At 68.3% G+C, this 22,698-nt stretch carries 25 protein-coding genes; 14 read left to right on the forward strand and 11 right to left on the reverse strand.

What is annotated here, in order from left to right:
- Positions 1–43: 43 nt before the first annotated feature.
- From ABIA71_RS10315 to rnfB, 6 genes are all read left to right on the forward strand, one after another.
- Positions 44–1,105: a serine hydrolase domain-containing protein gene (locus tag ABIA71_RS10315; RefSeq protein WP_354285141.1), complete on the forward strand. Its 1,062-nt coding sequence runs from the start codon at positions 44–46 to the stop codon at positions 1,103–1,105.
- Positions 1,102–1,509, forward strand: coding sequence for an SMU1112c/YaeR family gloxylase I-like metalloprotein (gloA2, locus tag ABIA71_RS10320; protein WP_354285113.1), 408 nt, complete (start codon positions 1,102–1,104; stop codon positions 1,507–1,509). Before ABIA71_RS10315 ends, gloA2 begins: the two co-directional genes overlap by 4 nt.
- Before the next feature lie 88 nt (positions 1,510–1,597).
- A complete protein-coding gene (locus ABIA71_RS10325) occupies positions 1,598–2,041 on the forward strand; it encodes a DUF2147 domain-containing protein (RefSeq protein ID WP_354285114.1) in 444 nt (147 codons plus the stop codon).
- A 655-nt stretch (positions 2,042–2,696) separates the two neighbouring features.
- Positions 2,697–4,769: a methionine--tRNA ligase gene (gene metG, locus ABIA71_RS10330; RefSeq protein ID WP_354285115.1), complete on the forward strand. Its 2,073-nt coding sequence runs from the start codon at positions 2,697–2,699 to the stop codon at positions 4,767–4,769.
- Positions 4,770–4,832: 63 nt separating this feature from the next.
- Complete coding sequence (locus tag ABIA71_RS10335; protein WP_354285116.1) at positions 4,833–5,423, forward strand: HAD family hydrolase; 591 nt, start codon at positions 4,833–4,835, stop codon at positions 5,421–5,423.
- Positions 5,424–5,447: 24 nt separating this feature from the next.
- Entirely contained in the window at positions 5,448–5,873 is a 426-nt protein-coding gene (gene rnfB / locus ABIA71_RS10340; RefSeq protein WP_354285117.1) for an Rnf electron transport complex subunit RnfB, read from the forward strand.
- 403 nt (positions 5,874–6,276) lie between these two features.
- On the opposite strand, the gene ABIA71_RS10345 is transcribed toward rnfB, so the two are convergent.
- The gene (locus ABIA71_RS10345) at positions 6,277–6,624 is read right to left on the reverse strand and encodes a RidA family protein (protein ID WP_038687069.1); all 348 of its coding nucleotides are present in this window, start codon (positions 6,622–6,624) and stop codon (positions 6,277–6,279) included.
- A 193-nt stretch (positions 6,625–6,817) separates the two neighbouring features.
- On the opposite strand from ABIA71_RS10345, the gene mprF reads away from it, so the two are divergent.
- Complete coding sequence (mprF, locus tag ABIA71_RS10350; protein WP_354285118.1) at positions 6,818–9,376, forward strand: bifunctional lysylphosphatidylglycerol flippase/synthetase MprF; 2,559 nt, start codon at positions 6,818–6,820, stop codon at positions 9,374–9,376.
- Positions 9,377–9,647: 271 nt separating this feature from the next.
- Here mprF and ABIA71_RS10355 read toward each other — a convergent pair whose 3' ends face one another.
- From ABIA71_RS10355 to ABIA71_RS10370, 4 genes are all read right to left on the reverse strand, one after another.
- Complete coding sequence (locus tag ABIA71_RS10355; protein WP_354285119.1) at positions 9,648–10,991, reverse strand: virulence factor family protein; 1,344 nt, start codon at positions 10,989–10,991, stop codon at positions 9,648–9,650.
- An 88-nt stretch (positions 10,992–11,079) separates the two neighbouring features.
- Complete coding sequence (locus tag ABIA71_RS10360; protein WP_354285120.1) at positions 11,080–11,724, reverse strand: DUF998 domain-containing protein; 645 nt, start codon at positions 11,722–11,724, stop codon at positions 11,080–11,082.
- Between the two features lie 11 nt (positions 11,725–11,735).
- The gene (locus ABIA71_RS10365; RefSeq protein WP_354285121.1) at positions 11,736–11,921 is read right to left on the reverse strand and encodes an oxidoreductase-like domain-containing protein; all 186 of its coding nucleotides are present in this window, start codon (positions 11,919–11,921) and stop codon (positions 11,736–11,738) included.
- A 57-nt stretch (positions 11,922–11,978) separates the two neighbouring features.
- Entirely contained in the window at positions 11,979–12,578 is a 600-nt protein-coding gene (locus ABIA71_RS10370) for an HD domain-containing protein (RefSeq protein ID WP_354285122.1), read from the reverse strand.
- Between the two features lie 233 nt (positions 12,579–12,811).
- Between ABIA71_RS10370 and ABIA71_RS10375 the strand changes: the two genes are divergently transcribed.
- Positions 12,812–13,951: a tetratricopeptide repeat protein gene (locus tag ABIA71_RS10375; RefSeq protein WP_354285123.1), complete on the forward strand. Its 1,140-nt coding sequence runs from the start codon at positions 12,812–12,814 to the stop codon at positions 13,949–13,951.
- A gap of 7 nt (positions 13,952–13,958) precedes the next feature.
- Here ABIA71_RS10375 and ABIA71_RS10380 read toward each other — a convergent pair whose 3' ends face one another.
- Positions 13,959–14,294 carry a zinc ribbon domain-containing protein YjdM gene (locus ABIA71_RS10380; protein WP_128095696.1) on the reverse strand — a complete coding sequence of 112 codons (336 nt, stop codon included), beginning with the start codon at positions 14,292–14,294 and terminating at the stop codon, positions 13,959–13,961.
- Between the two features lie 115 nt (positions 14,295–14,409).
- On the opposite strand from ABIA71_RS10380, the gene ABIA71_RS10385 reads away from it, so the two are divergent.
- The 3 genes from ABIA71_RS10385 (at position 14,410) to ABIA71_RS10395 (ending at position 17,393) form a co-directional block, all read left to right on the forward strand.
- The gene (locus tag ABIA71_RS10385) at positions 14,410–15,771 is read left to right on the forward strand and encodes an Hsp70 family protein (RefSeq protein ID WP_354285124.1); all 1,362 of its coding nucleotides are present in this window, start codon (positions 14,410–14,412) and stop codon (positions 15,769–15,771) included.
- Between the two features lie 1,131 nt (positions 15,772–16,902).
- Positions 16,903–17,202 carry a YkgJ family cysteine cluster protein gene (locus ABIA71_RS10390; RefSeq protein ID WP_081797314.1) on the forward strand — a complete coding sequence of 100 codons (300 nt, stop codon included), beginning with the start codon at positions 16,903–16,905 and terminating at the stop codon, positions 17,200–17,202.
- Between the two features lie 11 nt (positions 17,203–17,213).
- Positions 17,214–17,393 carry a hypothetical protein gene (locus ABIA71_RS10395; RefSeq protein WP_038687055.1) on the forward strand — a complete coding sequence of 60 codons (180 nt, stop codon included), beginning with the start codon at positions 17,214–17,216 and terminating at the stop codon, positions 17,391–17,393.
- A gap of 45 nt (positions 17,394–17,438) precedes the next feature.
- Here the strand turns inward: ABIA71_RS10395 and ABIA71_RS10400 are convergent, their stop codons facing one another.
- The 3 genes from ABIA71_RS10400 to ABIA71_RS10410 are packed head-to-tail and all read right to left on the reverse strand — an operon-like array spanning position 17,439 to position 19,439.
- Positions 17,439–18,323, reverse strand: a complete 885-nt coding sequence (locus ABIA71_RS10400) for a DUF4097 family beta strand repeat-containing protein (RefSeq protein WP_354285125.1) — start codon at positions 18,321–18,323, stop codon at positions 17,439–17,441.
- Positions 18,324–18,336: 13 nt separating this feature from the next.
- Positions 18,337–18,849, reverse strand: coding sequence for an anti-sigma factor (locus ABIA71_RS10405; protein ID WP_502961232.1), 513 nt, complete (start codon positions 18,847–18,849; stop codon positions 18,337–18,339).
- Positions 18,850–18,854: 5 nt separating this feature from the next.
- The gene (locus ABIA71_RS10410; RefSeq protein ID WP_354285127.1) at positions 18,855–19,439 is read right to left on the reverse strand and encodes an RNA polymerase sigma factor; all 585 of its coding nucleotides are present in this window, start codon (positions 19,437–19,439) and stop codon (positions 18,855–18,857) included.
- A 134-nt stretch (positions 19,440–19,573) separates the two neighbouring features.
- On the opposite strand from ABIA71_RS10410, the gene ABIA71_RS10415 reads away from it, so the two are divergent.
- Positions 19,574–19,756 carry a hypothetical protein gene (locus ABIA71_RS10415; RefSeq protein WP_038687047.1) on the forward strand — a complete coding sequence of 61 codons (183 nt, stop codon included), beginning with the start codon at positions 19,574–19,576 and terminating at the stop codon, positions 19,754–19,756.
- An 80-nt stretch (positions 19,757–19,836) separates the two neighbouring features.
- Positions 19,837–20,418 carry a mechanosensitive ion channel family protein gene (locus ABIA71_RS10420; protein WP_128097779.1) on the forward strand — a complete coding sequence of 194 codons (582 nt, stop codon included), beginning with the start codon at positions 19,837–19,839 and terminating at the stop codon, positions 20,416–20,418.
- A 36-nt stretch (positions 20,419–20,454) separates the two neighbouring features.
- Here the strand turns inward: ABIA71_RS10420 and ABIA71_RS10425 are convergent, their stop codons facing one another.
- Positions 20,455–20,721, reverse strand: coding sequence for a DksA/TraR family C4-type zinc finger protein (locus ABIA71_RS10425; protein WP_354285128.1), 267 nt, complete (start codon positions 20,719–20,721; stop codon positions 20,455–20,457).
- Between the two features lie 109 nt (positions 20,722–20,830).
- The gene (locus tag ABIA71_RS10430) at positions 20,831–21,382 is read right to left on the reverse strand and encodes a DUF2058 domain-containing protein (protein ID WP_354285129.1); all 552 of its coding nucleotides are present in this window, start codon (positions 21,380–21,382) and stop codon (positions 20,831–20,833) included.
- Between the two features lie 73 nt (positions 21,383–21,455).
- Here ABIA71_RS10430 and ABIA71_RS10435 point away from each other — a divergent pair, with 73 nt between their 5' ends.
- The gene (locus ABIA71_RS10435; RefSeq protein ID WP_354285130.1) at positions 21,456–21,953 is read left to right on the forward strand and encodes a YgjP-like metallopeptidase domain-containing protein; all 498 of its coding nucleotides are present in this window, start codon (positions 21,456–21,458) and stop codon (positions 21,951–21,953) included.
- Positions 21,954–22,698: the final 745 nt, after the last annotated feature.

Genomic DNA, 22,698 nt, shown 5'->3' on the forward strand with positions numbered 1-22,698 from the left:
GGCCATGCAGCCCCCTGATCGCCGGCGTTACCGCAGCAGGCTGATGGCGGGCGGCCTGGTCTGGCTGGGCCTGTTGGCGGCAGGTGGCGCGCTGGCAGCGCCGGCGCCGTCGCCGCCCGACCCCGGCATCGACGCCCTGCTGCAGCGCTATGACGGCCAGGTTCCGGGTGCGGCAGTGCTGGTCCTGCACGAGGGCCAGCCGGTGTTCCAGCGCGGCTACGGGCTGGCGGTGGTCGAGGACCACACGGCCGTGACCGCCCGGACCAACTTCCGCCTGGCCTCGGTCAGCAAGCAGTTCACCGCCGCGGCGATCCTGCTGCTCGCCGAAGACGGCGCGTTGCGCCTGGACGACCCGCTCAAGCGCTGGCTGCCGTCGCTGCCCGCCGCCGCCGACGCGATCACGCTGCGCCACCTGCTCAGCCATACCGGCGGCCTGCTCGATTACGAAGACCTGATGCCGGCCGCGGCCACCACGCAGGTGCACGACATCGACGTGCTGCACCTGCTGGACGCCCAGAACCGCACCCTGTTCCCCCCGGGCAGCCAGTACCGCTACAGCAACAGCGGCTATGCGCTGCTGGCACTGGTGGTGGCCAAGGCATCGGGTCAGGACTTCGCCACGTTCCTGCGCGCCCGGATCTTCCAGCCGCTGGGCATGCGCGACACCGTAGCCCACCAGGACGGCGTGGACGACGTGGCCCGGCGCGCCTATGGCTACAGCGAAGTCGACGGGCGTTGGCAGCGCACCGACCAGAGCCCGACCAGCGCGGTGCTGGGCGACGGCGGCATCTACGCGTCGCTGGAGGACCTGGCCCGGTGGGACGCGGCGCTGTACGACCAGCGCCTGCTCACGGCCGCCTCCCTGCGCCAGGCCTTCGCCCCGGCCACGCGCACCACCGAGCCCGACGTGCCGTTCTACGGCTTCGGCTGGCGGCTCAACGGCGACGCGCAATGGCACAGCGGCGAAAGCATCGGTTTCCGCAACGTGATCCTGCGCTATCCCCGCCAGCACCTGACGGTCATCATCCTGACCAACCGCGACGGCCCCGAACCCTATCCGCTGGCGCTTCAGATCGCCCAGCGCTGGATGGACACCCTGCAATGACGCCCCCCAACGATACCCCGCTGCTCGGCATCCACCACGTGGCCGTGATCGGCGCAGACTACGCCCGCTCCAAAGCCTTCTACACCCAGGTACTGGGCCTGCGGGTCCTGGACGAGAACTACCGGGCGGCACGCGATTCCTGGAAGCTGGACCTGGCCCTGCCCGACGGCAGCCAGCTGGAGCTGTTCTCCTTCCCCGGCGCCCCACCCCGGCCCAGCCGCCCCGAAGCGCAGGGCCTGCGCCACCTGGCCTTCCGGGTAGCGGCGCTGGAACCCATGATCGCGCGGCTGGCCGCCGCCGGCGTCGACTGCGAACCGATCCGCACGGACGCGTACACCGGCCGCCGCTTCACCTTCTTCGCCGATCCGGACGACCTGCCGCTGGAGCTGTACGAAATCGCCTGACCCCGTTGCCCATACCCCGGCGAATGGGTATACAGTCGGCCTGTACCGGCACTGCGCCGGCCTTCACCGACATCCCTGGGAGGGGAACATGCGCAAGACTTTCAAGACCCTGTTGCTGGCGCTGCCGCTGATGCTGGCCGCGATGTCGGCCAGCGCCGCCGATGGTGCGGTTGGCCGCTGGAAGACGATCGACGACAAGACCGGCAAGGTAAAGTCGATCGTGGAGATCACCCAGGCCGCCAACGGCGCGCTGACCGGCAAGGTCGTGGACATCCTGCATTCGGACAAGGGCCCCAACCCGGTCTGCGACGGCTGCGAAGGCGCCAACAAGAACAAGCCGGTCAAGGGCATGACCATCCTGTGGAACCTGAAGGCCGACGGCGCCAACGCCTGGTCCGGCGGCACCATCCTGGACCCGGCCAACGGCAAGACCTACAAGTCCAAGGCCAAGCTGCAGACCGGCGGCGCCAAGCTCGACGTCTCCGGCTGCATCGCCTTCATCTGCCGCTCCCAGACATGGGTGCGGGAGTAATTTGGCGCTGATTGTCTAGTCATTGCTACGGCGTGGTCGAGGCGGGTTTACCCCCACCGGGACACGCCGTGAACCCGTCCATGGGGGCTCGTCCACGGCATCCATGCCGTGGACGGTCCCGGTGGGGGTAAACCCGCCTCGCCCTCCCGGCATGTGCATCGCCGGTTGGGAAGAGAAAGAAGGCCGAAGCGGCTGCGCCGCTTCGGCCTTTTGCATCTCTACTCTCCCCCACACCCCGAACCAAACCGCTCTGGCTCGGGCTTCGGCAGGAAGAAGCTCGGCTCGGTCCGTTTCGTCCGTTTAGTCTGTTTCGTCCCGGTTCGCTTCGCTAAGGCGTCGGCGTCGGCCTCTGCCCCCGCCGTTCCCATGCACACCAGCCAACTATGGAAGGGTTGGGGTGGGTGAGGTTGCGGGGCCCTCCACCGCATGGATGCGGTGGCGGAGCTTACAAGGACGTACTTGCAGCGTGCCCCGCGGCCTCACCCACCCCAGCCCTCCCCCAGCAGACCGGTCAACAGGCTTCGGCTCTGCTGTGGCTGTGGCTGTGGCTGTGGCTGTGGCTGTAGCCCTGGCTCCGGCTTCGAAAAAAAGCCCGCCGCAGGCGCCCACCCCCTCCATGCGATAATCCCCGGTCCCCAAAGCAACAACGCAGACCATGACCCGCACCGCTCTAGTCACCACCGCACTGCCCTACGCCAACGGCCCCCTGCATCTGGGCCACCTGGTCGGCTACATCCAGGCGGACATCTGGGTGCGTGCGCGTCGAATGAGCGGCGGCAAAACCTGGTTCGTCTGCGCCGATGACACCCACGGCACCCCCATCATGCTCGCCGCCGAAAAGGCCGGCGTCACCCCGGAAGCCTTCATCGCCAACATCCAGGCCAGCCACGAACGCGACTTTGCCGCCTTCGGCGTGGCCTTCGACCACTACGATTCCACCAACTCGGCCGCCAACAAAGCGCTCACCGAAGCCTTCTACCTCAAGCTTGAGGCCGAAGGCCACATCGCGCGCCGCTCCGTGGCCCAGTTCTACGACCCCGCCAAGGGCATGTTCCTGCCCGACCGCTACATCAAGGGCATCTGCCCGGTCTGCAGCAGCCCGGACCAGTACGGCGACAACTGCGAAGTGTGCGGCGCCACCTACGCCCCCACCGAACTGAAGGACCCGCGCTCGGTCATCTCCGGGGCCACCCCGGAAATGCGCGACTCCGACCACTTCTTCTTCGAGGTCGGCCACTTCGACGCCTTCCTCCGCGAATGGCTGGCCGGCGACGTCGCCCTGCCCGGCGTCAAGGCGAAGCTCGGCGAATGGCTCAACGCCGACGGCGGCCTGCGCGCCTGGGACATCTCCCGCGATGCCCCCTACTTCGGCTTTGAAATCCCCGGCCAGCCCGGCAAGTACTTCTACGTCTGGCTCGATGCCCCGATCGGCTACCTGTCCAGCTTCAAAACCCTGTGCGACAAGAACGGCGAAGACTTCGACGCCCACCTCCGCGCCGGCACCAGCACCGAACTGCATCATTTCATCGGCAAGGACATCGTCAACTTCCACGGCCTGTTCTGGCCCGCCGTGCTGCACGGCACCGGCCACCGCGCGCCCACCCGCCTGCATGTCAACGGCTACCTGATGGTCGACGGCGCCAAGATGTCCAAGTCGCGCGGCACCTTCGTCATGGCCCGCACCTACCTCGACGTCGGCCTGGAAGCCGAGGCCCTACGCTACTACTTCGCCGCCAAGTCCGGCGGCGGCGTCGAAGACCTCGATCTGAACCTGAGCGACTTCACCGCCCGCGTCAACGCCGACCTGGTGGGCAAATTCGTCAACCTGGCCAGCCGCTGCGCCGGCTTCATCAGCAAGCGCTTCGACCGCCGCCTGGCCGACAGCCTGCCCGATGCCGCCCAGTACGACCGCTTCGTCGCCGCCCTCGCGCCCATCCGCGAGGCGTACGAACGCAACGACCCGGCCGCCGCCGTGCGCCTGACCATGACCCTGGCCGACGAAGCCAACCGCTACATCGACGACCAGAAACCGTGGGTGATCGCCAAGCAGGAGGGCGCCGACGCGCAGCTGCAGGCGGTCTGCACCCAGGGCCTGAACCTGTTCCGCGTGCTGGTCACCGCGCTCAAGCCGATCCTGCCGGCCACCGCTGCCCAGGCCGAGGCCTTCCTGGCTGCGCCGGTGCAGGACTGGACCGACATCGCCCGCCCGCTCACCGCGCACACCATCGCCGTGTACGCCCCGCTGTTCACCCGGATTGACCCGAAAATGATCGACGCCATGACCGACGCCTCCAAGGACACCCTCGCCGCTGCCGCCCCCGCCGCCCCGGCCAAGCCCGCCAAGCCTGCTGCCGCACCGGCACCGGCCGTGGCCGCCGCACCCGCCGACGGCCCGGCCTACATCGGCATCGACGACTTCGCCAAGCTCGACCTGCGCATCGGCAAGGTGCTGGCCTGCGAATTCGTGGACGGCTCGGACAAGCTGCTGCGCTTCGAACTGGATGCCGGCGACCTGGGCACGCGCCAGATCTTCTCCGGTATCCGCGCCAGCTACGGCGAGCCGGAGAAGCTGGTCGGCCGCAGCGTGGTGTTCATTGCCAACCTGGCCCCGCGCAAGATGCGCTTCGGCCTGAGCGAAGGCATGATCCTGTCGGCCGGCTTCGACGGCGGCGACCTGGCCCTGCTCGACGCCGACAGCAGCGCCCAGCCCGGCATGCCGGTACGCTGATCGCATCCGGGGGCGGCGCTGCCGCCGTCCCCGCCTGCTGGCCTGCACGGACGGAGGTGCGGTTTGGAACTGGCGTTGTTCGATTTCGACCACACGGTCACCACCTGCGACACCTACGGCCGCTTCCTGCGCCGCGTGGCCACCCCGGAACAACTGGCCCAGGCCTGGTGGAAAGTGGGTCCCTGGCTGCTGGCCTACCGGCTCAAGCTGATCTCGGCCGCGCGCATCCGCGCCCGCGTAACCCGGCTGACCTTCAGCAACCGCCACAGCGAGGACATCGCCACCCAGGCCGCCGGCTACGCCCGCGACGTGCTGCCCGGCGTGGTGCGCCCGCAGATGCTCGAACAGATCCGCTGGCACCTGCAGCAACGGCATACCGTGGTGATCGTGTCCGGCTCGCTGGACCTGTACCTGCGGCCGTGGTGCGAATCGCTGGGGCTGGGCCTGATCTGCAACCGGCTGGAAAGCCGCGACGGTCGCCTGACCGGGCGCTATGCCGACGGCGACTGTGGCCCACGCAAGGCCGAACACATCCGGCAACGCTACGACCTGTCACGCTTCCAGCGCATCCACGCCTACGGCGACAGCCGCGAAGACCGACCGATGCTCGCGCTCGCCCACGACCGCTGGTATCGCGGCAAACCCCTCACCTGACGCCCCGCGCAGCCGACGCCACGCATGCCCAGCACCACCGCCAGTTTGATCGAACGCCTCGACCGCCTGTTGCCGCAGACCCAGTGCGGCCAATGCGGCTATGACGGCTGCCAACCGTATGCGCAGGCCATGGCCCGTGGCGAGGCCGGGGTCGACCACTGTCCGCCGGGCGGTGACGACGGCGCCCGTGCGCTGGCCCATGTGCTGGGCGTGCCCGCGGTGCCGTTCGACCGCAGCCGCGGCGCGCACAAACCCGCACAGGTCGCGCTGATCATCGAAGCGGACTGCATCGGCTGCACCAAATGCATCCAGGCCTGCCCGGTGGACGCCATCGTGGGCGGTGCCAAGTACATGCACACCGTCCTGCCCGACCTGTGCACCGGCTGCGAACTGTGCATTCCACCGTGCCCGGTGGATTGCATCGCACTGATCCCAGCCCCCATCGCGTAGCGCCGGGCTCTGCCCGGCGACCGTAAACCTTGCACGGCTGACGCGTAACCGCGTAGCGCCGGGCTCTGCCCGGCTGCCGTAGACCTTGCATGGCTGACATGCAGCCGCGTAGCGCCGGGCTCTGCCCGGCGACCGTAGACCTTGCATGGCTGACGCGTAACCGCGTAGCGCCGGGCTCTGCCCGGCGACCGTAAACCTTGCACGGCTGACAAGCAGCCGCGTAGCGCCGGGCTCTGCCCGGCTGCCGTAGACCTTGCATGGCTGACAATCAGCCGGGCAGAGCCCGGCTCTACGTGCACCGCGAACAGCCGGGCAGAGCCCGGCGCTACGTGCACCGCAAACAGCCCGGCGCTACGTGCACCGTAAACAGCCCGGCACTACGTGCACCGTGCCCGGCTGCCGTTTACGGCAACGCAGCGGTGATCACGATTTCGACCTTCCAGCTCGGGTCGGCCAGCTTGGCTTCCACCGTCGCGCGCGCCGGGGTCATGCCCGCCACCACCCACTCATCCCACGCGGCGTTCATGCCGGCGAAGTCGTTGATGTCGGCCAGGAACACTTCCGCGCGCAGCACGTGCTGCTTGTCGCTGGCCACCAGTGCCAGCAGCTTGTCGATCTCTTCCAGCACCTGCCGGGTCTGCCCGGTGATGTCCTGGCTGGTGTCTTCCGGGATCTGCCCGGACAGATAGGCAACCTTGTTGTGCACGGTCATTTCAGACATGCGCGGACCGACGTCGAAACGTTCCAACATGGCGATGGCTCCTCTGGGTGATGGGCCATTGTCACCGATGCGGCGTGAGCCTGTCCTTGCCCTGGATCATTGCCGCCACGGCAGGCACAGCGCACACCCTTGGCAAGCGTGCGCATCCGGCGCACGATGCGCGCGCACCACCGTTCCGCCTGTCTTGACTCTTTCATCGCCCGCCCCGGAGCACGCTTCACCGATGACCGAAACAACCCCTGCTCCCGCGCCGGCCCGCCTTGCCTGGCGCCGTGCCGCCACCGTCATCTTCAGCCTGGCGATCCTGGCCCTGGCCCTGCGCGGGCTGGCCAGCGAATTCGACGAACACGGCTACCGCGCCATCCGCGAGGCCTTCCGCCATCTCGGCGCGGGGCAGATCGCGCTGACCGTGGTACTGGGCCTGGCCAGCTACGCCTGCCTGATCGGCTTCGATGCCATCGGTCTGCGCCGCAGTGGCAAGCGCCTGCATCCGGCGCGCGTGGGCATCACCGCGTTCCTGGCACACACGCTGGGCCAGACGCTGGGCTTTGCCGCCCTCACCGGCGGTGCCGTGCGCCTGCGCGGCTACGGCGGCGCCGGACTCAGCCTGGGCGAGATTGGCCAGGTGGTGCTGATGAGCACGCTCGGCTTCGTGTTCGGCGCCTGGCTGCTGCTCGCCCTGGCCTTCGTGCTCGAACCCGGCGCGGCGGCGCTGGCGCTGCCGGTATCGGTGCAGGCGGTGCGCGTTGCCGGCGTCGTCGGCCTGCTCGGCTATGTCGCCACGCTGCTGCTGGTGGGTCGTGAGGGGCGCAGTTTCAGCATCCGTGGCCACGCCCTGTGGCTGCCCGACCGCCGCACCATGCTCTGGGTCACCGCCCTGAGCGTGGTCGAACTGGTGCTGGCCAGCGCCGCGTTCTACGTGTTGCTGCCGATGGACACCCCGACCGGCCTGCCCGGCTTTGTCGGCCTGTACCTGGTGGCGGTGCTGGCCGGGCTGATCTCCAGCGTGCCGGCCGGGCTGGGCGTGTTCGAGTGGAGCCTGCTCAAACTGTTGCCGCAGGTGGCACCGGCCGCCGTGCTGGCCGCCGCGCTGATCTACCGGGTCACCTACTACGTCCTGCCCTTGCTGTTGGCCACGCTGCTGGCGCTGGGTCCTGCCCTGCGCAAACCGCTGCGCGTCGGCGCCGGGGCCACCCGCGCCGGTTGGACCGCGCTGCGCCCGTGGCTGCCGCAGATCATCGCGCTGGCGGTGTTCAGCGTGGGCGCGGCGCTGGTGATCGACGGCACGTTGCCCACGCCGCGCCGGCACCTGCTCAACGCCTCGCTGCCGATCCTGGAAACCTCGCACCTGCTCGGCAGCCTGGCCGGCGTGGCGCTGCTGCTGATCGGCCAGGGCCTGCAGCGGCGCAGCCACGCCGCGTGGATGCTGGCACTGGGCATCTGCGTGATCGCGCCGCTGCCGATCTGGCTGCGCGGCGGCCAGGTGCTGATCGCGTTGTCGGCGCTGCTGGTGGCGATGGCGCTGTGGGCCTCGCGCCGCGAGTTCTACCGCCAGGGCGCGCTGCTGGACGAAGCCTGGTCGTGGCCGTGGATCCGCAACCTTGGCCTGGTGCTGGTGGCGGTGATCTGGCTGTTGTTCTTCGTCTACAGCCACGTGGAATACCAGAACGAGCTGTGGTGGCAGTTCGCCCTGCAGGGCAATGCGCCGCGCGCCCTGCGTGCACTGTTGGTGGTGGCCATCGCGTTGACCATCTTCGGCCTGGCACGGCTGCTGCACAGCACCCGCAGTCCGCTGCCACCGGCGGATATGCCCACGCTGGATGCGCTTGCGCCCATCCTGCTGGCCGCCGAAGACACCCAGGCCTGCCTGGTGCTCACCGCCGACAAGGCGGTGCTGCGTGATGCCGACCAGCGGGGCTTTGTGATGATGCAGCGCTACGGCGGTTCGCTGATCGCCATGGGCGACCCGGTCGGCCCGCCGGACGTGGCGCGCGGGCTGATCTGGCGCTTCCGTGAGGAAGCCGACCGGCTCGGCCTGCGCCCGGTGTTCTATCAGGTTGGCGAGGCCTACTGGCAGACCTACCTCGACCTGGGCCTGACCCTGGTCAAGCTGGGCGAGGAGGCGATGGTGCCGCTGCAGGATTTCGGCCTGGAAGGACGCGAACGCGCCGACCTGCGCCAGGCCTGGAACCGCGGCAAGCGCGGCGGCCTGAGTTTCCGCGTGGCCGCACCGGCCGAGGTGCCGGCACTGCTGCCCGCACTGGCAGCGATTTCGCAACAGTGGCTGGACGACAAGGCCGGCGACGAAAAGGGCTTCTCGCTGGGCAGCTTCGATCCGGACTACCTGGTGCGCTTCCCGGTCGCGCTGGTGGAAGCCGACGGCCGCATCGTGGCGTTCGCCAACCTGTGGCAGGCACCGGCCGGGCATGAGCTGTCGGTGGACCTGATGCGGCACGTCGACGATGCGCCCAAGGGCACCATGGATTTCCTGTTCATCGAGTTGTTCCTGTGGGGCCGCGCGAATGGCTTCCACCGCTTTTCGCTGGGCATGGCGCCGCTGTCCGGGCTGGCCCAGCACCGGCTGGCCGGCCGCTGGAACCGCTTTGCCAACATCGTGGCCCGCCACGGGGAACGCTTCTACGGGTTCAGCGGGCTGCGCCGCTTCAAGTCCAAGTTCGCCCCGCAGTGGCGCGCGCGTTACCTGGCCGCACCGGGCGGCGTGCACCTGCCTGCGGCCCTGCTCGATGCCACCCGGCTGATCTCGCTGGACCCGCGCCGGTAGAGCCGACCGTGGGTCGGCTGTTCGGATGCGCGGCGATACGGCAGCTGACCAACGGTCAGCTCTACCCACGGTCAGCTCTGCGGCAGCTGACTAACGGTCAGCTCTACCCACGGTCAGCTCTGCGGCAGCTGACCAACGGTCAGCTCTACCCACGGTCAGCTCTGCGGCAGCTGACCAACGGTCAGCTCTACCAACGGTCGGCTCTGCGGCAGCTGACCAACGGTCAGCTCTACCCACGGTCAGCTCTGCGGCAGCTGACCAACGGTCGGCTCTACCGCGCGGGGAGATGCTCGAGCAGTGTCTGCGCCAGGCGATCGTAGTCGCCCTTGAAATGATGGTCGCCCGGCAGCTTGATCACCTGCGCGTTGCCTGCCGGCAGCGACGGGCACAGTGCGTCGTCGTCATCTTCGCCATACAGGCACAGCGTCTTGCCCGCCGGCAGCTTGGCGATCTCCGGCGCAATCGGAATGCCGCCCCCGCCACCGCCCAGCCAGTTGCTGACGTGGAACTCGTAGTCGGCGTTCTTGCCGACCGACATCAAGCCGATCATCGCCACGTTGGCGCGCGTGGCCGGGGACAGCTGGTTGATCGCCGCCGGCAGCACGTCGGCGCCCTGCGAGAACCCGACCAGCACCACCCGCTTGCGCAGCCATTGCTGGCTGTAGTGGCTGGCAATGCGCTCCAGGTCGCGGGCAAACCCTTCCGGGGTGCGCGCCGTCCAGAAGTAGCGCAGTGAATCCACGCCGACCACCGGCACCCCCGCCTCGCCCAGTGCCGCTGCCACTTCCTTGTCCAACCCCGCCCAGCCACCGTCGCCGGACACGAAAATGGCAAACGTGTCGCCGGGCTTGCTCGCAGGCACCTCCACCACGGGCAGGCCTTTGAGCGCATCCGGCGGCGGCGCCAGGCTCACGCCTTTCTGCGCCCCGACCACCTGCGCGGCGGCCAACAGCCCGGGCAGGTCGTCGCCATCGGCGGTGCGCTGGAAATCACGCCCCATCGCCACCTTGCGCACGAATGCGGCCGCGTTGCCGGCCGCGCAATGGCTCTCGCCCGCCGCGTTCAACCACGGGAAATTCAGCTCGGCCGGTTGCAGCCGGCCATGGCTGCTGCCGGCACCGCAGACCTTGCGCTCGCGCGCGTGGTCGGGGCAGAAGCCAGTGGTCAGCAGGCCCGCAAACACCTGCGTATCGGCCTGCGCGGCCACCGCGTAGGCCAGTTCGGCCCCTTCGCCGTCACCGCCGATCAGCGGCAGGTGGTAGCCGGGTACGTGCAGGTACGCCTGGAACCAGCGCGAGAAGTTTTCCACGTCACCGGCGCCGAATGCGCAGGTGCCACTGCCTTCCTTGACCAGTACCTGGCGCAGGCGCGCAACGTCCACCTGCGCCACCAGCGCGCCCTGGGCGCGCAGGGCGTCGATCCGTGCACGGCTGCGCTCGCGTTCGTGGCCGCCGTCGAACCACACCACCACCCGCTGCGGGTGGCCGTCGGGCAGGTACATCGGCACCTGCTGGAACCGCCCATGGCTGACCTGTTGCGGGGGCGCGGCAGCTGCCATCGACACCCAGCTCCCGACCACCAGACCCAGAACCTTCCCCCACCCGGCTCGCCGCATCGTTACGCATCCCAAAAGAGTCCACGCCACGATACGCCGGTCCCCCGGCAACGGCATGTACACAGACTGGCTGCAACTTCCCGCCTGCTTACCCGGCCCGGTGGCGCGCGTGCTGCCACTGGCGCAAGGCCACCACCAACAGCCACAGCACGACGGCGGCAATCACCAGCTTCTGCCCTGCCCCGCGTGGCGGACCGCGCCACAGCACGTGCAGCCACAGCAGCACGAAGCAGCCCCAGGCCCACCACCAGGCCGGGCCCGCCCAGCGCGACCACTGCGGGTCGGCGCGCAGATACCAGCTCTGCAGCAGCATGGCCACGCTCGCGCACAGAAACGCGGTATTGGCCGCCAGCCCATGCACCAGTGGCGCCAGCAGCGGCGCGTACGTCGGCAACCAGCTGTCACCGATCGCCACGCCCATCAGGCCGAGCCCGGCCACGCAGAACAGCAGCGGTGCGGCCGTGCTGCGCCGGGGCGACCGGCTGCCGGCATGCAGCGACCAGGCCAGCAGCATGATCGCCACCGCCAGCACGCAGTACGCGCTGCGCAACGCCAGCCCGCCCGGACCGTGCAGGTAGAGGCTGAGCGTGGCCTGCACCCAGTCCAGATCCTGGCGGGCCCATTGGAGCCAGAGCGCAGTGGCGGAAAACACGACCAGCGCCGCCACCGCCACCAGCGCGGCATGGCCGTGCCGGGGCGAGACGCCGTGGGCAGCGCGCGCAACGTTCGTCACGGCCGCCCCGCTCAGTCGGTGATGTCGGGGTGGCGCAGCCTCCACGCCGCCAGCGCGGCCCGGTAGCGCTGCAGCTCGTCGCTGTACAGATCCAGCACGCACAGCGGGCAGCCACTGCCACAGCACTCGTTGGGGCCGGGTTCTTCCGGCGGCTGCGGGCGCGGGTCGGGATCAGGGGAAGCGGCAGGCAGGGACATGGGCAGACGGGACGTGGTGAAGGGAGACCGGCAGCGCCACGACGGCGCACGCCGCCATTATCCGATGCGACGGCGCAGATTGGCGCGCGCGGCGGCATCCAGCCGCGCATGGAAGAACGCGCTCAGGAAGATGCGCGGCTTGAGCAGCAGCTGCTTGAGAAAGCGGCGGCGGTTGAGCCGGAACAGGAACCCTGGCACGTGGCCAGCGTACTCCTCGGCGATGCCCTGGTCGTAAGCGTCGAACACCGCCGCCGGGGCGCCCAGGATGGCCATGTCGCAGTCCAGGAACAGGGCTGCTTCGGCATCGATGTCGGCCGCCCCCAACGCGCCGTGACGGGCCGTCAGCTCGATCAGCTGCACCACCCGGGCCACATCGATGCCGGCGTCGGGCAACCAGCGCTGGATCGCCTCGCGCGCCAGCACGGCCGAGCGCGCCTCGTTGTCGCTGCGCCCGGCGTCATAGATCGCATCGTGGTACAGCGCGGCCAACTGCACTTCGCGCGGATGCTCCCAGCCCGGGCCATCGGCCACCGCGCCGCAGTGCTGCAGCACCGCCTGCACGTGCGAAAAATTGTGGTACGCCCGCGCCGGCATCGCGTAGGCGGCTTCAAGGTCGGCCTGCATGGCCGCTGGCAAGGTCATCGGTTCAAAGCGCATGCGCCAACAGTGGCGGTCCGGCCAGCGGCTGGCAAGCGGGTGCTGATGGCGGTTTTTTGACCACCCATCGCAAAGGCACGCCGCACGGCGCGCGCACCGGCTTATCCACAGGTTTGCCCATGGCTGGTCCACACCACCTGTGGATGGGCGATCGCGCCGACGGACGGCACCCCGGCCGCCCGGCGCAGGCCTAGACTGGGGTCGGCAACGACCGTCCCCGCGAGGTGAGCGACATGTCCGCCTGGAGAATGCTGTGTGTGCTGGCCCTGCTGTCGGCGCTGCCAGCGCTGCCGGCCGCCGCCGCTGCCCCGGCCCCGGTGCCCGCACCGTGGACCGCCGTGCCCCCGCCCACGCCCGAACAGATCCTGGCGATACCGCCTGGGATGCAGGCACTGCTCAAAGAGCGGGTGATCGCCCCGGTCTACTCGCGCGAGCAACGCCTGCAGCGGCTGGTGCACATGATCTTCGACGAGGACGGCATGCACCTGTCCTACGACCCGTATGCCACCCAGACGCTGACCGAGACCTGGCAGAACCGGCGTGCCAACTGCCTGTCCTTCACCTTGATGTTCGTGACGCTGGCGCGCGCGGCCGGCATCGATGCGCGCGTGCAGGAGGTGGCCCAGGTAGTTACCTGGTATGAAGACCAGGGCGCCATCTACAACATCGGGCACGTCAACGCCGGGGTGAACCTGGACGGCCGCATCGCCCTGGTGGACCTGGATCGCAACGTGCTCTACGACCGCTACGGCCCGCAGCAGATCGAGCAGCCGCGTGCCCTGGCGCACTTCTACAACAACCGCGGCGCCATGCGCATGAGCGAGGGCGACCTGGTGCAGGCACGCGCCTACTTCCAGGCCGCGCTGGCGCAGGACCCGGCCTTCGTGGCGGGCTGGAACAACCTTGGCGTGCTGGATGCCCGCAGCGGCAACCTGGCCGATGCCGAGCGCGATTACCGCACCGCGCTGCGGATCAAGCCACGCAATGCCGCCAGCCTGACCAACGCCACCGCGCTGTACCGCCGGCTGGGCGACACCCGCCAGGCCGGGCTGCTGGCCAAACGCCTGCAGCAGGTGCAGCGCAGCGATCCGTTCGTGCAGTTCCGCCTCGGCAACGAGGCCGAGCAGCGCCACGATTACGCCGACGCGATCCGCGCCTACCGACGCGCGATCAGCCTGTACGGCACCGCGCACCAGTTCCATTTCGGGCTGGCCCGCGCCTATTTCCTGGCCGGCGACAACCGGCGCGCCTCGGTGGAAATGTCCAAGGCGCGCGACCTGGCCGGGACCAACGCCGATTTTCTCAAGGCACAGTACCAGGCCAAGCTGGACACCCTGCACCGCCTGCGGCAGGGCACCGCGGCGGTCAACTGAGGCCGGCTCAGGCCTTCTTGAGGAAGCAGGTCTTCAACACCAGGCCCTTGATCTTGTCCGAGTTGCCTTCGATATGCTCGGCGTCGTCCTCGACCAGGCGGATGTTGCGGATCACCGTGCCCTGCTTGAGCGGGATGGAGGAGCCTTTCACCTTCAGGTCCTTGATCACGGTGACGGTGTCGCCCCCGGCCAGCACGTTGCCGTTGCTGTCGCGCACCACCACGCCGCCGGTGCTGGCCTCGGCGGCGGTCCACTCATGCCCGCAGTCGGCGCAGATCCACAGCGCGCCATCGGCGTAGGTGTTTTCCAGGGTGCATTGCGGGCAGGCGGGAGCGGTCGACATGGTGAAGCCTTCGGAAACTGAACAACCCCCATTGTAACCGCCCGCCTTCCGGCCCTTGCACCGCTGGCCCGCTTGCCGCACAGTGCGCGCCCCCTGACCTCCGGCCCGGCCCCGCATGAAAATCGGCATCGACTTTGGTACCAGCAACTCCGCCGCCGCCGCGGTGGTGGACGGGAGGGTCGTGCCGATCCAGTTCGGCCAGGCCGAGCAGTTCCGCACCACGGTGTATTTCCCGGAAGTGATGCGCGACCCGAACGACTTCGAGCTGACCCCGGCGCTGGAACATGAGCTGGCCCGGCTGATCGACGCCGCCGCCCGCGATGCACGTGCGGCCGGCCAGGAGCGCGCCCACGACGCGCTGCGCCGCGAAGCGCTGCGCGTGGTGCGCCGGCAGTGGATGGAAGAGCAGATGCGCGCGCCGCTGACCTCGACCAAACTGCTGCAGAACGCGGTGTATGGCGATGAGGCGCTGGAAGCCTATTTCGAAGAGAACGAGGGCAACCTGGTGCAGAGCCCGAAGTCGATGCTGGGCTACAACCTGCATCCGCGCGCGCGCCAGACCATTACCGGTATTGCCACGCACATCCTGGAACACATCCGCCTGACCGCCTCGCGCCAGCTGGACAGTCCGGTGCGCACGGCCACGCTGGGGCGTCCGGTGCAGTTCCGCAGTTCGATCGGCGCGGCCGGCAACGACCAGGCGCTGGAGATCCTGCACAGCGCGGCGATCGCGGCGGGCTTCGACGATGTGGATTTCCTGGAGGAGCCGGCCGCGGCGGCGATGCACTACCACGCCGAGAGCACGGAGGAGCACGAGGCCATCGTGGTGGACATCGGCGGCGGTACGACCGATATCGCGCATGCGCGGGTGGGTGGGCAGCACGCGCCGAAGATCCACCGCGCGTGGGGTATCGCGCGCGGCGGTACGGATATCGATCTGGCGTTGAGCCTGGGCGCGTACATGCCATTGTTCGGCCGTGGCGTGAGTCGGGTGCCGGCGCACCATTACGTGGAAGCGGCGATGGTGCAGGACATGACGCGCCAGCGCGATTTCCGCCAGCACACCTATCGCGACGCCGAAGCCCCGTGGGGAAAGCGGCTGCAGGCGCTGCAGGACACGGGCAACACGGCGCGGCTGTACCGCGAGGTGGAACACTGCAAAATCGCGCTGAGCAGTGCGGTGGCGCATGAGAGCGCACTGGATTTCATCGAGCGCGGGATGGCGGTGCAGGTGGAACGGGCGCGGCTGGAAGCGGCGGCGGGCAACTACCTGGCCGAGCTGACGACGCTGCTGGAGCAGGTGCGTGCGGACATCGGCCACGACCCGGCTGCGGTGTTCCTGACCGGCGGGATGTCGCGCGCGGGGTATCTGCAGGACGCCGTGGCGGCAGCCTTTCCGGGTTCGACACTGATCCGCGGCAACCCGTCCTTCGGCGTCGTCCACGGATTGGCATGGGCTGCTGCGGAACAGCGGTGAATCTACGGCGGGGTTCACGGTCTTCTGGTTTGGGTCGGGGTGGGTGAGGTTGCGGGGCACGCTGCAAGTACATCCCTGTAAGCTCCGCCACCGCATCCATGCGGTGGAGGGCCCCGCAACCTCACCCACCCCGCCCCTCGACAGTTGGCCGGTGCGCATGCAAAAAGCACCGCAGCTTTTTTTGGGGGGAAGGATGCCGAGCGTAGCTCGGCACTTTCGAAGCAACGGCCACTGCCACTGCCACTGCAACAGCAAAGGCCACTGCAAAGGCCACTGCAAAGGCCGAAGCAACGGCGAAAGCAGCAGCCAAAGCAGCAGCCAAAGCAGCAGCTACAGGCGCTGTCGCTCTCGCGGCCTTTGCCCACTGCCACACCCATCCATACATCCAAACTTAAGCCGCAGCCGCAGCCTCAGACAGTGCTGCCGATCAATCCGCGTGCCCGTCCCCCCTGCCAAACCGGCTTATCTGCCGTTGCTCCGGCTATCCCCTTGCGCACCGACCCTGTGTGCAGGTGCGTCGTGTGTGGGTTGGCAGGGCCCTCCACCGCATGGATGCGGTGGCGGAGCTTACATGGGTGAGCGCGCATTGCTTGCGAGGCACTGCCTCGCATGCGCGCGAACGCACAGCCGCCAGCGGCTGGGCCGGGCCGCGGAGCGGGACTTGCAGCGTGCCCTGCCCAGCCACACACGACGCGCCCCACCCAGGACCCCGCAGCCCAAGGCTTTCGGCTTCGGCTCCAGCTTTGGACTTGGACTTGGACGTGGCTCCGGACGTTGCCCTTCGCTCTTGAATTCCACCCCTCCCACCCCCATCAAAGGGAAGGCAAGGAAGGCTGAAAGCCAGGTCCCGCAAGGGTTTCGCCCCAGCAGCCACGCGCATTAACAAAACGTTACGCCAAAAGCGCTATCATCTTTCGGCGTCAATGCGCAATGCGCACGTCGTCTCGGGCCTGGTACAGGCCACCGTCCTCCTCGATGCTGCCGCCCTGGACATGTCCCGGGCGCCGGGATCGCTTTTACGCTGTGATCCGGCTCGTTCCCAGCATGTAGCGCCCTGAGCCGCCAAGAGATATCCGATTGGGCGAACGCCTGGTTGTACCAGCCCCAGTTACCGCTGCCGAACCCGACCCCATCGACTGCCGCCGTTGTGACGCGGTCTGTTGCCGGATGTCGGTGACCGTCATGCCCGACGACAACGTACCCAGCTACCTCCTGGATACCGATGAAGCCGGCCGCACCGTCATGGCGCGCAACGACGAAGGCTGGTGCGCCGCCATCGACCCCTATCACCTGCGCTGCACCATCTACTCGCAGCGTCCCGCCATCTGCCGCCAGTTTGACATGGGCGGCGATGACTGCCGCCTTGTGCGGCAGGACTACCGTCGACAACAGCACGATCTGTCGACGCTTTTTCCCTCGTTCCAACCATGACAGGAGCATCCATGGCTCGTACGCCAAAGACCTCCCCCAAGGCAGGCAACACCGTTCGCGTCGACCGTAAGCAGGGTTCCAGCACGGCCGTCAACAGCACCAGCATCGCAGCCGACCTGGCCGCGTTCCGCAAGGGCGGTGGCAAGATCGAAGTGCTTGGCAACACCCTGGCACTGAAGAAAACCGGCTGACCTGCAGCCGTCCGCACCGGCCCCGTGCCGGTGCGGAGGCCGCACTCAACGCCCGCCCAGGCCCACCCGCACGCTGCCCGAATGGGCATTGATCGCGATATCGCCATCGCCGCCTCCCAGTTTTGCATCCAGCGTCCGGCCCGGCCCGTACCGCGGCCGCTCCACCGTGCCCGAATCGGACTGGATATCGCCACTGAACGTCTTCACGCTCAGCTGTGCCGACACCGACCGCGGCAACTGCAGCCCGATTGACCCGCTCACCGTCTGCAACGTCACCTTGCCGCCCGGCGCCAACCCTGCGGCCGCCACGGTCAGGCTGCCCGATACCGCTTCCGCCGACAGCCGCTGCACCCGGCCCGCGTCCACCCGGATGCTGCCCGACACCGTCTCCAGCGCCACCTCGCCCGACGCACCGCCGCCGGCCTGGATCGCACCGCTGACCGCCCGCAGGTCCAGCCGCGGCGTCTGCACCTGCGAACGGATCGCGCCGCTCACCGTGGTCAGCGCCGTCTCGCCGCTGCGCCCGGCCGCCGAAATGGCCCCGCTCACCGCATTGGCCTGCAACCGTCGCACGTCCACGTCGGCCACCTCGATGTCCGCGCTCACCGTGCCCAGCTGCACCTCCACCGCACGCGGCACCCGCAGTTCCAGCGTCGCGCCTCCGTTGCTCCGGCCGCGCGGATAGACCACCTCCCAGCGCACCCGGTTGGCGCTGCGGTCCTGCTTGAGCGTCAGCCCGTCGGCCATCGAACCGCTCAACGCCACTTCGTTGCGGTCCCACCCGCGCACACTGACCTTGCCGGCGATGTTGCTCACTTCCACGCGACCGCCCGCTCCCAGCGGGGCGCGCTCATCCACACGGGTGGCCGCCTGCGCCGCCAACGGCAGCAGCAGGGCCAGGGCTGCGATCAGACGCAATGAATGGTGCATGGTGGTGTCTCCTTCAGGATGGCAGGCCAGCGGCCATCACGGCCTGCTGGGTAAGTTCAAGGCGCAGCGCGTAGGTGCGCTGCAATTGCCCGAGCAGAACGCGCGAGCGGGGGTTTTCACTGAGGGCGGCGCGGATGTGGTCGGCACTGCTGTCCAGCTCGCGCAGCGCCGGCTGCCATTCGCCGCCCACCTGGGCGGTTGGCAGGGTCGCCATCGCCTGTTGGTACTCGGCCGCCATCGCCTCGGCCTGGCGCTGTACCAGCGTCGGCGGCGGGGTCTGCGGCACCGGCGTTGGCACCACCATCAGCAGGCCCAGTGCGGCCGCCATGCCCAGGCCAATGCGCAGCGGCCAGCGCCGGCGCCGGGTCCATCCGGTCACCGTTGCCGGTGTCGGCACAGGCGCGGGCATCGGCATGGCCGGCAGCTGCGCGGCAATGCCCTGCCACACCCGTGCCGGCGGCAGCCGCTCGGCCGGCAGCGCGCGCAACCGCGCCTGCAGCGCATCGGCGTCGTCGTGGTGGTTCATGTCGTTCATGCGGTTTCTCCCAGGCGTGCGCGCAACAGTCCGCGTGCACGGTGCAACTGCGCCTTCGAACTGCCCACAGCCATCTGCAGCTGTTCGGCGATCTCGTGGTGTTTCCAGCCTTCTATGTCATGCAGCACCAGCACCGCACGGGCGCGCGGCGGCAGGGTTTCCAGCGCGCGCTCCAGGTCCAGCGTGGTGCTCGCACACCGGTCCACTGCCACCAGCGTGGCCAGGCTGTCGTGCCCTTCCTCGCCGGCATCGGTCAGCTGCCAGTGCGCGCTGGCGCGCAGCTCCATCAGCGCCGCGTTCACCCCCAGCCGGTGCAGCCAGGTGGCCAGGCTGCTGTCGAAGCGGAACCCCGGCAACGCCTTCCATGCCTGCAGGAACGCGTCCTGCAGGGCGTCCTCGGCGCGTGCGGCGTGGCCGCCACACAACCGCCAGAGCACCGCGTAGATGCGCGGCGAATGGCGTCGGTAGATCTGTTCGTAGGCGGCCATGTTGCCCGCCACCGCGGCGCGGACCAGGGCGTGGTCGTCGGCGGGGTCGGCCTCGGTCGGGGCACGGGATGCAGGCATGGTGGCGTTGAGCATATCCGTTGGATGCGGGGTCCACCGAAAAGGTTTAAACCGGTTGCCGCGATGTTCGTGGGCGCCGGTTCTAAACCTTTTGGCCGCCGCCGGCATCCAAGCCTGCGTACCCCACGGGCCATCGCCAAGGAATCGCCATGTCCACCAGTTGCCTTGTTCTGTTGCTGTCGCTGGCCAGCAGCTGCACCCTTCCCTGGAGTCCGGTGACTGTCCGCCTGTCGGTGTCCCCGCAACCGGACCTGTGCGTGCAATATGCCGCGCATGACCCGGTCTGTGCCTCGGTACTGATCGCACGGCTGGCATCGCAGCCCGTGGTTTGAACGAGGGCGGCGGTCGTCGGCGCGCAGCCGCATTAAGATAGGGGCTCGACGCACTATCGCTGCAAGGATCCACGCTGCACATGAAAGACCATCTGCCTACCTGGACCCACGAGTGGCTGCATTATGGGGTCCCTGCCCTGCAGATCCTGCTGACCCTGCTGGCCGCCTGGCTGCTGCGCCTGATCGCACGGCGCCTGATCCGCCGCATCGGCGAGCACTACACGCTGCCACCGGAAATGATCATGGGTGCACGCCGCGTGTTCACCTTCGTGGTGTATTTCACGGTGCTGCTGGTGATCCTCAACATCGTCGGCGTATCGGCCACGGTGCTCTGGACCGCTTTCACCGGCTTTGCCGCCGTGGGTGCGGTGGCGTTCTTCGCCGCATGGAGCGTGTTGTCCAACATCTTCTGCACGCTGCTGATCTTCACCACGCGGCCGTTCCGCCTGCACGACTACATCGAGCTGCTGGAGAACGGCGAGAAGCCGGGGTTGAAGGGCCGCGTGATCGACGTGAACCTGATCTACACCACGCTGCAGGAAACCGACGGCCACCACGAAGGGACCGTGCTGCAGATTCCCAACAACATGTTCTTCCAGCGCACCGTGCGCCGCTGGCGTGACCCGTCGCAGGCCCCGGGCGGCATCCAGGGCGACGGTTGAACAACGGCGGCGCGGCCCCGGCGCGCCGCGCAGGGATCAGCGCAGCTGGCTGTCCTTGCTGCCACGGCGGTTGTAGCCGCCGCTCTCGTGCTGGGCCGCGTCGTCTTCTTCCTGGCAGCGCACACACAACCGCACGCCGGGCACGGCCTTTCGTCGCGCTTCGGGAATCGGCGCGTCACAGTGTTCGCAGTGGGTCAGCCCGGGGCCCTGCTTGAGCTGCGCGCGGGCGCGCTGGATGGCGTCGTCAACGGTGGCGTCGATCTGGTCCTGCACCGCGCCGTCGCCTGCCCAACCTGTCGCCATGATGTGTCTCCCATGCCGGTGTCAGGCCACCAGCATAGACCTTGCCCCGCGGGCGCAGCCGACGTGCGGCTGAACGCGGCCAGCGCCGCGTGAATGCTTCAGCCGTGGGTCACCAGACCAGGTCGTCGGGCACCTGGAACTGGGCGTAGTAGGCATCGTCGTCGGCGTTGCCGGTGCTCGGTTCGGCGCTGGGCTGGGCGTTGTCGAGCACGATGGCGCTGGCATCGCGTTCGCGCACCTTGTCAGCCGCCGCGCGCGGCAGCAGTTCGAAGCCTTCGCCGTGGCGGGCGATGACCAGCGCGCCGGACGCCAGCTGCCTGCGCAGGGGGGCGTTGACCAGCAGCGTGCGGATCACGGTGCCGTCGTTGAAGCGATACTCGCTGTCGCCGTCACGTTTGACCTTGTTGGTCTCGATGATCTGCCGGATCTGCGCCTGCAGTTCCTGCGCACGTGCCTTCTCCTTGCGCTCGGCCTCCAGGGCACGATCGCGTTCAGCTTTCTCGGCACGCAGCCGGTCCGCCTCGCGCTGGCTTTCGCTGGGCGCAACGGGGGCCTTGCCGTGACGGGCCTTGACCTGTTCACGCGCGGCCTGTGAGACCTGGGACTTTTTGACCAGCCCGGCCTTGAGCAGCTGCTCCTGCAGGGGATTTGCCTTCGCCATACGCTTGCATCTGTTGTTGCGGGATTCCGGAGGCCATCATACTGGTCTGTCCGCCCAGCCCCAACCGTCGTCCATGACCGCCCTGAAGTACCTAGCCGGTTACCCCGAGGCCCTGCAGCAGCAGGTGCGCGAGCTGATCGCGGGCGATCGCCTGGGGCCGTGGCTGGAGCGGCGCTATGCGGACCTGCACACGGTGCGCAACGATCGGCAGCTGTACGACTACACGCAGGGGCTGAAGGAGCGTTATCTGCGGCAGTCGGCGCCGTTGTCCAAGGTGGTCTACGACAGCAAACTGCAGGTGTTGAAGCATGCGCTGGGGACGCACACGACGGTGTCACGGGTGCAGGGCAGCCGGCTGAAGGCGAGCCGCGAGATCCGGATCGCAACGGTGTTCCGCGAGGCGCCAGCGCCGTTCCTGAAGATGATCGTGGTGCACGAGCTGGCGCACCTGAAGGAGTCGGACCACAACAAGGCCTTCTACCAGCTGTGCACGCACATGGAGGCGGATTACCACCAGCTGGAATTCGATCTGCGCCTGTACCTGACCCACCTGGAACGCCCCACCCGCTGACCGCCCAACGCGGTAGTGCCGCCCGCTGGCCGGCTGTCAGGTAGTGCCGGCCGCTGGCCGGCTCCTCGCGAAGCCAAAGCGGAGCCGAAGCAACAGCAACAGCAACCGCAACCGCAACGGCTTCTGGCGCAACGATCGCTGGATTGGGCGGGGGTGTGTGGGCCCGCGGGACACGCTGCAAGTCCCGCTCCGCGGCCCGGCCCAGCCGCTGGCGGCTGTGCGTTCGGGCGCATGCGAGGCGGTGCCTCGCAAGCAATGCGCCCTCACCCATGTAAGCTCCGTCGCCGCATCCATGCGGCTCAGGGTCCCGCGAACCCACACACCCCCACCCCAGACAGACCACCGGTGGCCTATGAAGAGTCAGAAGCGGGGGCAAGGGCGAGCGAAGCGCAAAGCCAAAGCCAAAGCCAGGGCCAGGGCCAGGGCCAAAGCCCAAGATTCGATTTGAATGTTAATTTCAATTCAATTTTCAAATTAATTCATATCAAGAATTAAATTTTAATATTTGAATTTTAATAATTGAATTTAGAAAATTAAATTCAAATCAGCTTTCAGCCTCAGCCGTCAAGCCGAGCCCCCACACACCAATTCGCCTCCCTGCAAAAAAAGCCGCCCCTCGCCACTCGCCGTTGCCTCCCCCAAAGGCCACCAGCCAACTGTCGGGGCTGGGGGTGGGTGGGTTGGCGGGACCGTTGGGCGCCATGGATGGCGCCCACGAGCCTCCAGGGATGGATTTACGGCGTGT

The sequence above is a fragment of the Stenotrophomonas sp. 2619 genome, from assembly GCF_040548725.1.
GTDB lineage: Bacteria > Pseudomonadota > Gammaproteobacteria > Xanthomonadales > Xanthomonadaceae > Stenotrophomonas > Stenotrophomonas maltophilia_AP.